At 65.6% G+C, this 13,546-nt stretch carries 15 protein-coding genes; 11 read left to right on the top strand and 4 right to left on the bottom strand.

Annotation, left to right across the window (positions count from 1 at the left end):
* Nucleotides 1–115: 115 nt before the first annotated feature.
* Genes E5162_RS06905 through E5162_RS06885 form a run of 5 tightly spaced genes read left to right on the top strand, consistent with a single transcriptional unit; the run spans nucleotide 116 to nucleotide 6,361 of the window.
* Nucleotides 116–3,274 (top strand): peptidoglycan-binding protein, encoded by a 3,159-nt coding sequence (locus tag E5162_RS06905; RefSeq protein WP_135944302.1) that lies wholly within the window; start codon nucleotides 116–118, stop codon nucleotides 3,272–3,274.
* Between the two features lie 12 nt (nucleotides 3,275–3,286).
* Nucleotides 3,287–4,225, top strand: a complete 939-nt coding sequence (locus E5162_RS06900) for a sulfite exporter TauE/SafE family protein (protein ID WP_135944300.1) — start codon at nucleotides 3,287–3,289, stop codon at nucleotides 4,223–4,225.
* Entirely contained in the window at nucleotides 4,222–5,049 is an 828-nt protein-coding gene (locus tag E5162_RS06895; protein ID WP_135944299.1) for a TIGR02186 family protein, read from the top strand. Before E5162_RS06900 ends, E5162_RS06895 begins: the two co-directional genes overlap by 4 nt.
* Before the next feature lie 16 nt (nucleotides 5,050–5,065).
* Nucleotides 5,066–5,554 carry a DUF3429 domain-containing protein gene (locus tag E5162_RS06890; RefSeq protein WP_158291225.1) on the top strand — a complete coding sequence of 163 codons (489 nt, stop codon included), beginning with the start codon at nucleotides 5,066–5,068 and terminating at the stop codon, nucleotides 5,552–5,554.
* 39 nt (nucleotides 5,555–5,593) lie between these two features.
* Nucleotides 5,594–6,361 carry a hypothetical protein gene (locus E5162_RS06885; protein ID WP_135944295.1) on the top strand — a complete coding sequence of 256 codons (768 nt, stop codon included), beginning with the start codon at nucleotides 5,594–5,596 and terminating at the stop codon, nucleotides 6,359–6,361.
* Here E5162_RS06885 and pdeM read toward each other — a convergent pair.
* The gene (gene pdeM, locus E5162_RS06880; RefSeq protein WP_135944293.1) at nucleotides 6,358–7,050 is read right to left on the bottom strand and encodes a ligase-associated DNA damage response endonuclease PdeM; all 693 of its coding nucleotides are present in this window, start codon (nucleotides 7,048–7,050) and stop codon (nucleotides 6,358–6,360) included. The two genes, E5162_RS06885 and pdeM, sit on opposite strands and share 4 nt — an antisense overlap.
* A 296-nt stretch (nucleotides 7,051–7,346) precedes the next feature.
* On the opposite strand from pdeM, the gene E5162_RS06875 reads away from it, so the two are divergent.
* Together E5162_RS06875 and E5162_RS06870 are read left to right on the top strand one after the other, a co-directional pair.
* Entirely contained in the window at nucleotides 7,347–7,664 is a 318-nt protein-coding gene (locus E5162_RS06875) for an aspartate decarboxylase (RefSeq protein WP_135944291.1), read from the top strand.
* Nucleotides 7,665–8,222: 558 nt separating this feature from the next.
* Nucleotides 8,223–9,086 carry a TIGR01459 family HAD-type hydrolase gene (locus tag E5162_RS06870; RefSeq protein WP_135944290.1) on the top strand — a complete coding sequence of 288 codons (864 nt, stop codon included), beginning with the start codon at nucleotides 8,223–8,225 and terminating at the stop codon, nucleotides 9,084–9,086.
* 23 nt (nucleotides 9,087–9,109) lie between these two features.
* Here E5162_RS06870 and E5162_RS06865 read toward each other — a convergent pair whose 3' ends face one another.
* The 3 genes from E5162_RS06865 to E5162_RS06855 form a co-directional block, all read right to left on the bottom strand.
* A complete protein-coding gene (locus E5162_RS06865) occupies nucleotides 9,110–9,406 on the bottom strand; it encodes a hypothetical protein (RefSeq protein WP_135944288.1) in 297 nt (98 codons plus the stop codon).
* Between the two features lie 201 nt (nucleotides 9,407–9,607).
* Entirely contained in the window at nucleotides 9,608–10,279 is a 672-nt protein-coding gene (locus E5162_RS06860; protein ID WP_135944287.1) for a protein phosphatase CheZ, read from the bottom strand.
* Nucleotides 10,280–10,324: 45 nt separating this feature from the next.
* Nucleotides 10,325–10,711, bottom strand: a complete 387-nt coding sequence (locus tag E5162_RS06855) for a response regulator (protein WP_135944285.1) — start codon at nucleotides 10,709–10,711, stop codon at nucleotides 10,325–10,327.
* A gap of 135 nt (nucleotides 10,712–10,846) precedes the next feature.
* On the opposite strand from E5162_RS06855, the gene E5162_RS06850 reads away from it, so the two are divergent.
* From E5162_RS06850 to E5162_RS06835, 4 genes are all read left to right on the top strand, one after another.
* Complete coding sequence (locus E5162_RS06850; protein ID WP_135944283.1) at nucleotides 10,847–11,296, top strand: MaoC family dehydratase; 450 nt, start codon at nucleotides 10,847–10,849, stop codon at nucleotides 11,294–11,296.
* Between the two features lie 37 nt (nucleotides 11,297–11,333).
* Nucleotides 11,334–12,266, top strand: a complete 933-nt coding sequence (ribF, locus tag E5162_RS06845) for a riboflavin biosynthesis protein RibF (protein WP_135944282.1) — start codon at nucleotides 11,334–11,336, stop codon at nucleotides 12,264–12,266.
* A gap of 40 nt (nucleotides 12,267–12,306) precedes the next feature.
* Entirely contained in the window at nucleotides 12,307–12,837 is a 531-nt protein-coding gene (lspA, locus tag E5162_RS06840) for a signal peptidase II (RefSeq protein ID WP_233342055.1), read from the top strand.
* A gap of 81 nt (nucleotides 12,838–12,918) precedes the next feature.
* Nucleotides 12,919–13,479: a DUF3035 domain-containing protein gene (locus E5162_RS06835; protein WP_233342054.1), complete on the top strand. Its 561-nt coding sequence runs from the start codon at nucleotides 12,919–12,921 to the stop codon at nucleotides 13,477–13,479.
* Nucleotides 13,480–13,546: the final 67 nt, after the last annotated feature.

Below are 13,546 nucleotides of genomic sequence, written 5' to 3'. Positions count from 1 at the left end.
AGCCGTGAACCGGCGGATGCGTGTGGATATCCACATCTAGTATCCGTTTAGAGCGTTTACACAATATTTACGGCTTCGCTACGCTGGCGTAAGGAGCAGGAGTCGATTCGCAGCCATGCCACCGTCCGGCAATCCCTGGAGCGTTAAGGGTATCGACCCTCGCGCCCGCGCCATCGCCAAGTCGGCGGCGCGCCGGGACGGTATGACTCTGGGCGAATGGCTCAATCGCGTCATCCTGGATGACGAACCGTCAGGCTCGAACGGATGGGACGACCAGCTCTCTGCCTTTCCCGGCTTCGGCGGCGGCGATGGTGGCGACGAAGACACCGAACTGGCGGAAATCGTTCAACGGCTGGCCACCCGGGTCGAGGCATCCGAACGCCGGTCCACGCTGGCCCTCTCCGGAGTAGACCAGGCCGTTCTCGGCCTGTCGCGCCGCCTCGAAGCGCTCGAAGACGAGCATGAGGAGGATGGCGGCGAGGTCGAGCAGGCCTTGTCTCGTGCGAGGGCGGCTCAGGACGAACTCCTGGAGCGCATCCGCAAGCTTGAAAAGGCCGGCCCCGGCGCATCGGGTCAGGAAGCGGTGCGCGCCGTGGAGCATGCGCTCGGCAAGCTGGCAAGCCGGCTTTACGAGACCGAAAACGAGATCCGGTCCGAACTCGATACGCTGGCGCTCAAGGAAGAACGCCGCCGCGATGGATCGGAGAAAACGATCAAGTCGCTGGCTCAGCGCGTCGACGATGCGGAACGCAAGCTGTCCGGTGAAGACTCCGCCCTGCGTGACATGGTCGAGGACCGTTTGCGGCGCAGTGGTGAGGAAGTCAGCGCGCTTCACGATGCGACGCGCACCCTGCAGCAGCGGCTCACCGCCGCCGAAGGCGCTACCCACCGGGCTGCCGAAATGCTCGGCCGCTCGCATGAGCAGCTGGAAAGCCGGTTGAAGTCCCTGGAGGGAGGCGCCTCAGACACCGTGAGCCAGGACGTGTTTCAGCGCCGCTTCGATTCGCTGGCTGGCGAACTGGCCAATGTCATTCGCGATACACGCGCCGATTTTGCCCGGCAAATCGACACAGTGGCGCGCGGCGGCAATTCCCAGGAGATGCGGGATGCGCTGCGCGACGCGGAAGCGCGTATCTCCCAAGCCGAACAGCGCCAATCAGACCAGCTCGCGCGGATCGGCGACCAGATCGGCAAGCTCGCCCGCGCGATGGAAAAGCGCCTGGACGAGACCGACCGTCGCCTGGAAAGCCGCCTGGTCGATGCCGAGCGCGGCCGCCGTACGAGCGAGAGCCAGGCCGTGATCGAAGCCCAGCTCAATCAGGTGCGCGAAGAGAACGCGAATGCGGTTCGCAAGATGGGCGAGGAAGTCGCCAAGCTTGGCAATTCACTGGCCGACCGGGTCCAGCAAGCCGAACATCGCTCCGCCCGCGCCGTTCAGGCCGCCGGCGAGCGCATGGCCCAGGTGGTCGAGAAAATGCAGACGCGGCCGCCTGAACGCGAAGAGGAATTGCAGGCCCGCATCGATGCCTCCGAGACGCGCACAGCGCAGCGTATCGACGAGGCGATGGGCAAGCTGCATGACCGCCTCGACATGGCGCGCAGCGAACAGGCTGACGCGCTGACCCCCGTTCAGCGGGCGATGTCGGCCCTGGCAGACCGTCTGGAACGGATCGAAAGCGGTGCACCGGCCGGCGGGCCCGTCGCCAGCACCGAGGCCGCGGAGCCGGCTGAACAGCCAGACACGATGGCTGCGCCCGAACCGGAGGCTCCTGCCGAGCGCCGCAAGGCTCCGTTGCCTCTGCCGCCCGGTGTGGCGGAAGACCGCCGGGAGCAAGACCCGTTCGACATCGATCTGGAAAACGACGGCTTCGTCGTGGACGCAGAGCCTGCACCGGGGCGCAAGCGCGACGCGGAGCCGGAAGAAATGGCGCGGGACGCGCGTCCCAGGAAACCGGCCGTACTGGGCGCGACAGCGGATGCCGACTTCCTGGCGTCGATGCGCAATACTGCGCGGACCAGCCGTGCGAAGGCCCCCGAGCTGCCGCGTTATGCGCCCGGCGAAGCGTCCGACCGTGAAGAAGGTGGTCGGGGGCGCTGGGTCCTGATCGGGGCGAGCGTGCTGAGCTTCCTCATCATTGGCGCCGCGGCAGGACTGCTGATCCTCGATACGCTGTCTGGCGAACGTGTGGCGCGCACGGCAAGTCCGGCTTCGTCGGATGCGCTGAATTCGCTGTTTTCCGCCGAAGCCGAAAGCCGGCCGCCGGAACCGGTGCGTATCGAAAGCCCGGCCGAGCCGGCGGGGACGAGCCGCGCCGGGGAAACGTCCACCGATGACGCCACACTACCGGCAGATGCCGAGCGCTTGCCGGAGCCCGAGCCCGTCGAAACCGCCGGAGTCGAACCGGTGCAGGAGCCGCAGTCCAGCCGTCCGCAACCCGACGCGCGGGTGCAACCGGTGTCAATGGAGGCCACGCCGCCCAGCCTGGAAGAGCTGGCGAATGGCGGCGATCCGGTGGCGCGCTATCAGCTCGGGCTCGAGCGCCTCGAAGCTGGCGCCATGGGAGATGCGGCGGCCTTGATGCGGCGAGCAGCCGAGCAGGGCCTTGCCGCAGCCCAGTATCGCTATGCCCAGATGCTTCAGCGCGCCGAGGGCGTGGACGCCAACGCAGAAGCGGCCCGGCTCTGGATGGTCCGCGCCGCGCAGAACGGCAATGTGCGCGCGATGCACGCGGCCGGGGCCATGTTCATCAATGCGGATACGACCATGGAGAATCAGGAGCAGGCCGCTCGCTGGTTCGAGCAGGGCGCTCTGCACGGGTTGCGTGACAGCCAGTTCAATCTGGCCCTTCTGTTTCAGTCTGGCTACGGCGTTCCCGAAAGCCCGGCGGACGCATATGCCTGGTTCCTGATCGCAGCCGACAACGGGGACGAGGCGGCCGCAACGCGCGCCGCCGATTTGCGCCGGGAACTCAGCGTGGAGCAGCGGAACGCCGCTGAAGAGGTGGCCAACGCCTTTACGCCGCGAAGCGCCGACCCCGCGGCTCAGGGACGCTTTGGCGATCGCGATGCTCTGGCTGGCCAGGACCTCACCCTGATTGCCCGCGCTCAGGACCTGCTTGGCGATCTTGGATATGATGCAGGTCCGACCGATGGGGATTTCGGACCGCAAACCCGTGAGGCCATTGTCGCCTATCAGAGCGATCAGGGGCTTGACCCCACCGGCCGGGTGGATGCCGCCCTGCTCGCCCGCCTCGAACAATCAGCGCCCCGGTAGGGCGGCGGCGCGATGCAGATCTACCTGCCGATCGCGGAAATCTCGGTGAACCTCTTCCTGCTGCTCGGTCTTGGGATCGGGGTGGGCTTCCTGTCGGGGATGTTCGGCGTGGGGGGCGGCTTCCTCATGACGCCGGCACTCATCCTGATCGGCGTTCCTCCACCGGTTGCGGTCTCCACCCAGGCCAACCAGATCGTGGCGAGTTCGGTTTCCGGTGCGCTGGCCCATTTCCGGCGAAAGACGCTGGACGTGAAGATGGGGCTGGTACTCCTGGTGGGCGGCGTGATCGGCTCGACCTCCGGCGTCTTCCTCTTCTCTCTGCTGCAGCGGCTGGGTCAGATCGACCTGGTGATTTCGCTCTCCTATGTCGGGTTTCTGGGCTCGATCGGTGCGCTGATGTTCATCGAGAGCGTCAATGCGATCCGTGTCCGCCGCAAGCTGGCGCGCGGCGGCCAGATGCCCCGCCGCGGCCGGCGCAAGCGCAATTGGATCGATACCCTGCCGCTCAAGACCCGCTTTCCGGTCTCGGGGCTGTATATGAGCGTCATCCCGCCGATCGTGATCGGTCTCCTGGTCGGCATACTGGTTGCCGTCATGGGCGTGGGCGGAGGCTTCGTGATGGTCCCCGCAATGATCTACATGCTGCGCATGCCGACCAATGTCGTGGTGGGAACATCGCTGTTCCAGATTCTCTTCGTCACCGCCCTGACGACCTTCCTGCAGGCGGCACAGAACCAGACCGTGGACATCGTGCTGGCCTTCCTGCTGATCGTCGGCGGGGTCGTGGGTGCGCAGCTGGGCGCGCGTGCGGGCGCGAAGGTCAAGGCAGAGGAATTGCGCGCCGCGCTGGCCATCATCGTTCTGGCCGTGTGCCTGGCCCTGGCGTGGGGCCTGGTCGCGACCCCGAACGAATTCTACGAGATCATCGAAGCCGGGGGGCAGGCCACATGACCCGGTATCTGCGTCATCTGTTTGCGGCTGTAGTGCTGGCGGCGTGGGCCGCATTTGCAGCGCACGGCGCGCCGCCTGAGGGAGATCCGCCCCCGGCCGATATCCTGGCGGCCCTGACCGAGGAAACGGTGCAGATCCGATCGAACTTCGCTGGCGCCGAGATCACGCTCTATGGCGCCGTGCGCGGCTTTGAGGAAGGTGACGACATCGCCATCGCCGTACGCGGGCCCGCGCGCGACGTTCGCGTGATGCAGAAAGTGCGCACGCTGGGCATATGGATTAACCGGGCACCGATCCGGTTCGAGAGCGTGCCTGGATATTACGCGGTCGCCGCGACGGCGCCGCTTTCTGAGTTCGCGAGCTTCTCTGCCCTGCGGCGCAACTCGCTCGGCACCGGTCACGTCTATCTGTCCGCGCCGGAAACCGAGAGCCTGGAAACCCGCTTCGGTGTCAGTGATGTGCGCGTATCGACGCTGGGAGCCGAGATCGTCGACTATCGCGAGGCCCTGGTGCGCATCAAGAACCGCGACGGGCTATACTACGAAGCGTCAGACGGGGTGGAGCTGATCGAGGGAGGCTTGTTCTCTGCCGAAGTCCGCCTCCCGCCGCGAACGCCTGTCGGGATATACCAGGCCGATGTCTACCTGTTCCGCGACGGAGAGCCGATTGCCTCGCGCCGTGTGGCGCTGCGGGTTGAGAAGGCCGGCATCGAACGTCTCATCTACGAGATGGCTCATAACTCCCCGCTCGCCTATGGTCTGGTGGCTGTCATCCTGGCCGTCGTCAGCGGATGGGGCGCAGCCGAGATTTTCCGACGCCGCTAGACAGGGGACGCTCATCATGTCCACGCTCAAAGACGCTCCCGCCTCCGCCATCATTCTCGGGTTTGGTGGACTTATCCCGTTCGTGGGCGGCGCCATCGCTCTGGCGCTCGGCGGACCGCTCGCCCTGCAGGCGGCCGTCGGGTTGCCGGTCTACGCGGCGGTCATCCTGTCCTTCCTGGCCGGGTCCCGCTGGGGCGGAGAGCTGGTCCTGCACGGCGACGATCCGCGTCCCGGTATCCTCATCCTTGCCATTGCATTGTCGCTTTCCGGCTGGCTGGCCGTGATCATCCAGGTCTGGAACGGTCCGAACCTGCCGTTCAATGGAGAGCTCGCTGGGTGGGTTCTCCTGATGGCGGGCTTTCTGGTTCAATATCTCTGGGACCGAAGCGCGATCCGCGGTGCCACCTTCCCGGGATGGTATGATCCCCTGCGCCTTATCCTCACCGTGGGCGCGGTGCTCAGCCTGTTCGCGGCGGCGTGGATCCGGACCGGGTTCGCTTTCTAGGGCGAGTCTTCTTGCGGTTTTTCTCGTAGAAGGTGAATAATGTCCTCGGTTGCTACCGGGGGATATTCGATGAGCCTGCGTGCCGCTTGGGCCTGCGTTGGCCTGCTGGCTACGGCCTGCACGACACCGCAATACGATTACCGGCCGGCGCAGGAGGCCTTCAGCCATCCCCCGCTGGGCGAGAGGGTGACGGTGGCTGTCGGCGAGCCCATGCTGGCCCAGGGCAATATCGTCCAGCTTGCGGGCATCGACTTGCCGGGGCGTGTCAGCATTTCCGGCTATACGCTGCATGGCGGCTTCTACCCGCAAACCGGTAGCGATGAGGAAGGGCGCACCTTCCACCGGTTTGGCGATGAGCCAGGCGACGGCGCGGCTGCAATCGGGGCGCTCACGAAGAATTTCATCGTCGACCCGGCCGCCTCCATCCGCGCCTCGCAAGACGGTCAGCTGTGTGTCGTCACGATCCTGAACGTGTCGGCCTGCCAGTATCCGCAGTTCAGCTATACCAGCCGGGCAATCGCCCATGAACGAGCCTTCCAGCAGACGCTGATCTATTCCGGGCGCAGCGGATCCGACATCCACATGGCCTATCGCGAGTTTGACGGCGACATCGCCCGGCCCGCGTTCGCCAATGCCGCCCGCTACGATCTGACCGCGTCGCGCGAGATCGGCTATCGCGGCGCGCTGATCGAGGTCATCGAGGCGGACAATCTCCAGATCACCTACAGAGTGATCCGCAATTTCAACACGCGCGAGGCCAGCCCGGGCATGCCGATCCGAACCGCGTCGGCCGATCGGCCCGGCTAGTCTGGCAGGCAGCGGCGGGCGGATACGCGCACCACCTTGCTTCGGCCCAGCACCCAGGCGTCGGGCGGTATCGTAAAGCACGGCGCGTACGCTGCATCGCGCAGGTTCAGCCCGCCCGTATAGGCGCCGAAGGCCGGCATGATGAGCCGCGACCCGTCGCTGAGAAAGCAGCGCGCGCGCACCGATCCGGCACGGCCGCGCACCTTGGCACACGGATGGAGATGGCCCGCGACCTCGCCCGGCCGCTCGCCCGGCAACGGGTCATGGCGCAGGGTGAGAGCCCCGAGTGTCATCTGCCTCGTGACCTGCCCGCCGAAGCGCGGCGGCGGGGCCGGATCGTGATTGCCCTCGATCCAGACCCAAGCGTCGACGCTGGCGACCAGGGCCGTCAGCGCCTCCGCGTCCGAGGCGTGGATGCGTTGGCCGGCCTGGCTGTCATGGAAGCTGTCGCCCAGTGCGATCACCTGGCGGGGCCGGTAGCGGGCGATGGCGGCCGCGAGCCGGGACAGCGTGGCCCGTGTGTCATAGGGCGGCAGGAACACGCCCTTCGAGGCGAGCGCGGAGCCCTTCTCAAAATGCAGATCGGCTACCAGCAGGCTGGCGCTCTCCGGCTCGAAGGCCACGCCGGAGAGGTCGGCGACGAGCTCCACGCCGTTCACGCTGATCCTTCCGGCCTGCGAGGCGCTCATGGCAAGCTCGTCCTCGCGGGAGGGATGAGCCGGTCTGGCGGAGCGGGCGGGAAAGAGCGCGAACGGGGACATGAGTGGAACAAAACGGGATTTCCTCCTCCCGGGCAAGGCCGGTCTTCAGGCCGGCGGCACCGCGCGGTTCCGCCATCCAGCAGGCACGAGCGTTTCGGCGCTTCACCTCAGGGGCCTTGCGTGTCAGGACGACGCACATCGACGCCGGGACAAGTCCGGGGGCAACTGGCTAGAGTGCCCTCCGGTCCTTTGATGATTCGCTCTGCCAAGAAGAGGAGACGCCCATGTCCGGCGACCAGTCCCATTCCGGCCCGCCGCTCGGGTCGAAAGCCAATCCCTCCAAGTATGACTGCCTGCCCGACCTCGCCGAGGACGAGCCCTATTTCGTCATTCGCGCCCACGACCCGCTCAGCGATTCCCTGGTCGAACTGCACGCCTATATCGGCGCAGGTCAGTCGGGCGCGGCGCACAACAAGCTCGCCGAGATCATGGCGCTGACCAGTGCCCGGCCTCCGCGCCCCTCGGACAGCCCCAAATACCGGGAAACCTTCGCCATTTCCCAGTCCATGGAGCGCTGGCGCGAATCCAAGAACGGACTTTGATCCGGTCCGGAAAATTGCCCCGGGTGAGAATTTTCTCACCTAGGAGCGCCGCAACCGCCTCCTACTACCACGACTATCACGTCTGTGAGGCTCGCCCGGGTGTGAGCGACGAGTCGTACAGGCAGCAATGTAAGTGTGAGGACGCCACCCGGTGAAAGATTTCACGGGGCCGATGTCCGTCAGGAAAGGTCGGATCGGTCTGGAAGAGCGGGCGGCCGGCCGGGCCTGTTTGAACTGACGCGCGCGGCGCCCGGGGAGGGGAGGCGGGTGCGTCTTTGCGGGCCCGGCCGGGCCCAGTCCGTATCGGTGCGGCGCAGGGGAACGCCGCGTGTCACGCCTTGGGGTATGCGCCTGTTTGGGGAGGGGACGGCGCCGGTGTGACAACAGGGTAACGCCCAAGCACCGGTGTCAGGTTCCCGAGAATTTTTCGGTGCGCTCCGGCAGACTGCAACATTGGACGCCGCTTGCGCGGTTGGCCGCTTGAAGTCCGCGTCAAACCGGGCAGGCTGGCGCGCATCGAGATTGCGCCGGCCCCAAGCCAAGAGAAAGTCCCTGTCCATGAGCGACGCTGTCCGCCTGAGCGATGTCGCGGCCGATTACGACGCCATCCTCTGCGATGTCTGGGGTGTGATCCGGGACGGACGCAGCCTGGTCGATCCGGCCCTGGAGGCCCTGGCCCGGTTCAAGGCGGCAGGCGGACAGGTGGTGCTGGTGTCCAATTCTCCGCGCCGGTCGGGCTCGCTTTTGAATTTTCTGGATGAAATGGGCGGCTTCGGGCCGCAGCGTCCGCGCCCGTTCGACGATGCGGTGACGAGCGGGGATGCGACCCACGCCCTGCTTGCGGCACGTGCTCCCGGCCCCGCCTTCAAGCTGGGTCCCGACTGGGACGATGCGCTGTATGAGGGCACGGGCCTGGAATTTGCACCTCTGGAGGACGCCGCCTTCATCTCGTGTACCGGCCTGTTCGACTACGAGACCGAGACGGTGGACGATTACACCGACCTGTTGCGCGAGGCGCAGCTTCGCCGCCTGCCCATGGTGTGCGCCAACCCGGACATTGTGGTTCAGGTGGGCGACCGTCTTCTGCCCTGCGCCGGCGCGCTTGCCCAGGCCTATGAGGCCATGGGCGGGGAAACCCATTTTGCCGGCAAGCCTCACCCGCCCATCTACGATCTCGCCTATCAGCGCCTGGCCGAGCTGAATGGCGGCCAGCCGGTCGACAAGACCCGGCTTCTGGCGATCGGCGACGGGCCGCAAACCGATATCTCCGGCGCGCAGCAGGAAGGCATCGACGCTTTCTTCATCGCCGGAGGGATACTCGGCGAGCGATTTTCAGGCGCGTTCGATCCGGCCGCAGCCGATAGCGTCCTGGCCGAGGACCAGGTCGCCGCGCGCTACAGCGCAGCGGCGCTGGTCTGGTAGCCAGGTCTGCGCGAAGCGAACCGCTAGACCAGCGCGCCCCGGGCGCGTGCAGCCGCCAGGCCGAGCGCATGGCGCGCGAGCCAGAAGCCGCCAGCCAGGGTGACCACGAGACAGACCGCCTCCAGGCTGTAGAGCGTGCCGGCGGGCAGGCGGGCCATGGAGGCCAGCGACCAGATCAGGGCCGCGGCAACCGATTCCAGGGTGATGGCCACGAAGCCGGCACCGAAGACGGCGCAGGCGATGGCGTGAAGGCCGAGGCGCGAAGGGGAAGGCGCCGGGGCGGCCGCCGGGGAAGTTCCGGCGGCGATCGGGTCGATCATGTGTGTAACGTCCAGAAAATGAACACGCGCGCCCTCACGTCCCGGACCCGAGGCGTGCCGCGCTGATATAGAATTGGCGCGTCTTTCACCCCTTGAGAAGAGGGAGTGTGTGCAAATTCTTCCGGCCGTCAAAAAACCCCGCGAAGCGTCAATCTTCGCGGGGCTTATCGGGTCTGATCGGGCTGGGAGGACGTGACGAGCCTAGTCGAACAGCGCGTCGATATCGTCCTGGCCGAGATCCATGATGTTATCGACTTCGTTCTGTTTCTTCTCCGGGCCGCCAATGGCCGGACCGTTCAGGTGAAGCTCGCGCTTGCGCTCGGCCTCGCTCTTTTCGTCCTCGTCCGCGTCGGCATCGTGCACGCCCATCGACTGGGCAAAGCGGGTAACGCGCTTTTCGACGTGCTTGAGCGAGGTGACGACCTTCGAGACCCGCTGACCGGCGAGATCCTGGAAGGAGCAGGCCTCGATGATGGTCATCATCGCGGCGTCGACGCGCTCCTTGTAGGCGGCCGGATCGGCCTCTGCATCCAGACCGAGGATGGTTTCAGCCTCGCTCATGATGGTTTCGGTCGCTTTTTCGGTATCGGTGACCACCGCTTCCAGCTCGGCCCCGGCGACAGGAATACGTTGTTCCTTGATGTCGTTCGGGCGCAGCTTGGAGATCTCCTCGCGGGTGCGGGAGATGTAGGTGGCGATATAGCTGAATTCCTGATGGATCGATCGGTCGAGCGATCCGAAGAATAGCTGCATCGTACTGGTAAGCTGCTGGGCCAGCTCCAGGACATCCATGACCTGGGCGTCCTTGAAGTCACTGGCCTTTATCGACTGCAGCGACTCGCGCACTCGCGCGGCGACTTCTGCGGCGGGCATGAGACCCTCCTTATGAATTGCGGTCCGTCGAGGGATCGCTGGGCTTTAGAAGTCACCCAGTACGGCGGCCATCTTGGCCTTCAACGTGCCGGCATTGAACGGCTTCACGATGTAGTTGTTCACACCGGCCTTCTTCGCAGCGACCACGTTCTCCGTCTTGGATTCTGCGGTCACCATGATGAACGGCGTGTTCTTCGTGGAATCGTCACTGCGCACGCGCTGGAGAAGCTCGTAACCGGTCATCGGCTCCATGTTCCAGTCAGAGATGACCAGACCATATTTCTGCTTCTTCATTTTCTCGAACGCCTCGGTGCCGTCGGCAGCCTCGTCCACGTTCTCAAACCCGATCTGTTTCAGAAGATTCCGGATGATCCGGATCATCGTCTTGTAGTCATCAACTACCAGGATCGGCATCGACATTTCGACAGCCATACCCCAACCTCCGTCCTGTTTCACCAAGGTCCCGAGCCGTGGCCGATCCGGCGTTGCCCGTTCTCTGGGTGTGAAAGCTAGACAAGTGCGGTCAAAATTCGGTTAAACACGCTGCACGTGAAGAAAGGCAGGCGAATGAGCGAGAATCAGGGCTTCGGAATCAATGAGCTGGAGGTAGGCCAGTCCGCCGAGATCGAGCGGCAGGTCGACGATAACCTCATTGCAAAATTCGCCGAAGTGTCTGGCGACTTCAATCCGCTGCACATGGACGAGGCCTTCGCCGCGAAGACTCCGTTCCGTGGCCGGATCGCCCATGGTGCGCTGGTGGCGTCCTTCGTTTCGTGCGTGCTGGGCAATGAATTGCCCGGACCGGGCGCGATCTTCCAGAGCATGAAGATCCGATTCCAGAAGCCGGTCCGCCCGGGCGACACGGTCTATACCCGCGCCACGGTGGCCGGGATCGATATCCGCTCGCGTCTTGTGAAGATGGTTTGCGAATGCAGGGTCAATGGTGAAGTCGTGATGGAGGCCGATGCCGAAGTCATGGTGCGCAAGCGCCGCAAGTCCAGCGACGCGGACGCGTAAGCGTGACCGCCGCTCCCCGCTGCACACGACGTCTGCCATGACCCGCGCCGTTGAGGGCTATCGCGCGCTTGCGTCCTCCGACAAGGGGGGCGTCGCGGCGCTGGGCAATTTCGATGGTGTGCATCGCGGGCACCTCTCGGTGCTGGAGACGGCGGCCGAGCTGGCCCGGTCGCTCGGCTGCGAGGTGGTGGCCGCAGTCTTCAAGCCCCATCCGCGGCGCTATTTCAAACCCGACACCATACCCTTCCGCCTGATGAGCGACGGCCAGCGTGTGCGTGCGCTGGGCAAGCACGGCGCGGTACGTGTTCATCACATTCCGTTCGGACCGGAGCTGGCGGCCATGACTCCGGACATGTTCGCACGCGGCGTTCTGGCCGAGGGCCTCGGCCTGAAGGGCGTGGTCACCGGGGCTGATTTCCGGTTCGGCCATGACCGTGCCGGCGATGCGGCGATGCTGGGCGAGCTTGGCGAGCGCTACGGCTTCACGGCACGCACGGCAGACGAGATCGACGATGGCGGCGAGAAGATTTCCTCGACCGCCGTGCGCGAGGCCATCCAGGCCGGCGACGTGACGCGCGCCCGCTTGCTGATGGACCGGCCCTTCATCGTGGAGGGTGTGGTCCGCCGCGGCGATCAGCGCGGCCGTGTGCTGGGCTTTCCCACGGCCAATATCGCCTTCGAGGATTACGTACGTCCGCTGCCCGGCGTCTATGCCGTGCGCGCGCGACTGCCCGGCGAGACGCAATGGCGCGCCGGTGTCGCCAATGCGGGTAAACGCCCGACGGTCGGGGGCACGGACGAGCGCCTGGAGGTCAATATCTTCGACTTCGAGGGCGATCTCTACGGGCTCGAGCTCGAAGTGGCGCTGGAGGCGTTCATCCGCGCGGAGAAGCGCTTTGACGGGCTCGATGCGCTGAAGGCGCAGATCGGCGCGGATTGCGAAACGGCTCGGCAGATATTGAACGGCTAGACCGCTGGCGCGGGATCGTGTTTTTGAAGAAGGGATGGCCATGAGCAAGATGTTTGGACGCCGCCGGGGCCGTGCGCGCCTGGCCGCAGCCGGGTTTTTCGTCGCCGGCCTGGTGCTGGCGCTCGACCAGATCACCAAGCACATCATTCTGCGCGTCGTCGACCTGGATGCCGGAGGGCCGGGCAGTCAGATCCGCGTGCTCGATCCGGTCTTCAATCTGACCATGGTGTGGAATCGCGGGGTCAGCTTCGGCCTGCTGGCCGCGGACAGCCTGTGGCAGCGCCTTCTGCTCGCCGGGTTCTCGCTGCTGATCGCCGGTGTGCTGACGGCGTGGCTGACCAAGGCCGAGCGCTGGCTTCAGGCGGTCGCCTTCGGCCTGGTCATCGGCGGGGCGATCGGCAATGTGATCGACCGGCTCGTCTATGGGGCTGTGGCCGATTTCCTGGACTTTTCCGGCCTGTATTTTCCCTATGTCTTCAACGTGGCCGACGCCGGCATCTCGATCGGGGTCGCGCTTCTCGTGCTGGACCTGCTGCTCGATAACGGACGGCCACAATCGCGCCCGCTCTGAAAAGCGCGGCAGAATGTCGTGAAGGCTGGTCTTCGAGGGCCCGGCTCTGTTAAACAGTCCCTATCGTTTTGACATTGACCCATGAGCGAGCCCGATTTCATGCGCACACGCCTCATCCTGACTGCTGTTGCAGCCCTTCTGGCGACCAGCGCCTGTTCCTCCGGCGTGCGTCAGGCGCTTGGTGCGGAAAAGGCGACCCCGGACGAGTTCCGCGTGGTCACGATCGCGCCGCTCTCGGTTCCGCCCGAGTATAATCTGCGTCCGCCGGAGCCGGGCGGCCTGCGTCCCGAAGACATTTATACCGACCAGCAGGCGCGCCGCGCCCTGTTCGGCGACATGGATGCCACCAACGCGTCGGACGCGGAAATCCTGCTGGCCGCCCGCGCCGGTGCGGGTAACGCGAACCCGAATGTGCGTGCGCTGATCGATGGCGAGACCGCGCAGGTGGTCCGCAAGGAAACCAGCTTTGCCGACCGGATCCTGTTCTGGCGCGACGGAGACGGGCAGGTCGTGGGCAACCAGGCGCGGCCCGAACCCATCGATCCGCAGGCCGAGCAGGAGCGCATCCTGAGCGCGACCGGTGGCGGCGATGTGGTCATCGGCCGGCCCGAAACGGTGCGCAGCAAGCTGCCCGGTCTCTAGGCGAGGCCTCACGGCGCTGAGCTTTTTGAACCCCGGCCGGCTGCGGCCGGGGTTTTCTATTCCGGTT

This window comes from Marinicauda pacifica (assembly GCF_004793635.1).
Classification (GTDB): Bacteria; Pseudomonadota; Alphaproteobacteria; order Caulobacterales; family Maricaulaceae; genus Marinicauda; species Marinicauda pacifica.
Note: the sequence above shows the minus strand (reverse complement) of the source record. Positions and strands in the feature narration are given on the sequence as shown.

What these genes read in the sequence shown, in the direction of transcription:
- E5162_RS06905 (WP_135944302.1), top strand. Translation starts at nt 116, where the DNA reads ATGCCACCGTCCGGCAATCCCTGGAGCGTTAAGGGTATCGACCCTCGC.
- E5162_RS06900 (WP_135944300.1), top strand. Translation starts at nt 3,287, where the DNA reads ATGCAGATCTACCTGCCGATCGCGGAAATCTCGGTGAACCTCTTCCTG.
- E5162_RS06895 (WP_135944299.1), top strand. Translation starts at nt 4,222, where the DNA reads ATGACCCGGTATCTGCGTCATCTGTTTGCGGCTGTAGTGCTGGCGGCG.
- E5162_RS06890 (WP_158291225.1), top strand. Translation starts at nt 5,066, where the DNA reads ATGTCCACGCTCAAAGACGCTCCCGCCTCCGCCATCATTCTCGGGTTT.
- E5162_RS06885 (WP_135944295.1), top strand. Translation starts at nt 5,594, where the DNA reads ATGTCCTCGGTTGCTACCGGGGGATATTCGATGAGCCTGCGTGCCGCT.
- pdeM (WP_135944293.1), bottom strand. Translation starts at nt 7,050, where the DNA reads ATGAGCGCCTCGCAGGCCGGAAGGATCAGCGTGAACGGCGTGGAGCTC.
- E5162_RS06875 (WP_135944291.1), top strand. Translation starts at nt 7,347, where the DNA reads ATGTCCGGCGACCAGTCCCATTCCGGCCCGCCGCTCGGGTCGAAAGCC.
- E5162_RS06870 (WP_135944290.1), top strand. Translation starts at nt 8,223, where the DNA reads ATGAGCGACGCTGTCCGCCTGAGCGATGTCGCGGCCGATTACGACGCC.
- E5162_RS06865 (WP_135944288.1), bottom strand. Translation starts at nt 9,406, where the DNA reads ATGATCGACCCGATCGCCGCCGGAACTTCCCCGGCGGCCGCCCCGGCG.
- E5162_RS06860 (WP_135944287.1), bottom strand. Translation starts at nt 10,279, where the DNA reads ATGCCCGCCGCAGAAGTCGCCGCGCGAGTGCGCGAGTCGCTGCAGTCG.
- E5162_RS06855 (WP_135944285.1), bottom strand. Translation starts at nt 10,711, where the DNA reads ATGGCTGTCGAAATGTCGATGCCGATCCTGGTAGTTGATGACTACAAG.
- E5162_RS06850 (WP_135944283.1), top strand. Translation starts at nt 10,847, where the DNA reads ATGAGCGAGAATCAGGGCTTCGGAATCAATGAGCTGGAGGTAGGCCAG.
- ribF (WP_135944282.1), top strand. Translation starts at nt 11,334, where the DNA reads ATGACCCGCGCCGTTGAGGGCTATCGCGCGCTTGCGTCCTCCGACAAG.
- lspA (WP_233342055.1), top strand. Translation starts at nt 12,307, where the DNA reads ATGAGCAAGATGTTTGGACGCCGCCGGGGCCGTGCGCGCCTGGCCGCA.
- E5162_RS06835 (WP_233342054.1), top strand. Translation starts at nt 12,919, where the DNA reads ATGAGCGAGCCCGATTTCATGCGCACACGCCTCATCCTGACTGCTGTT.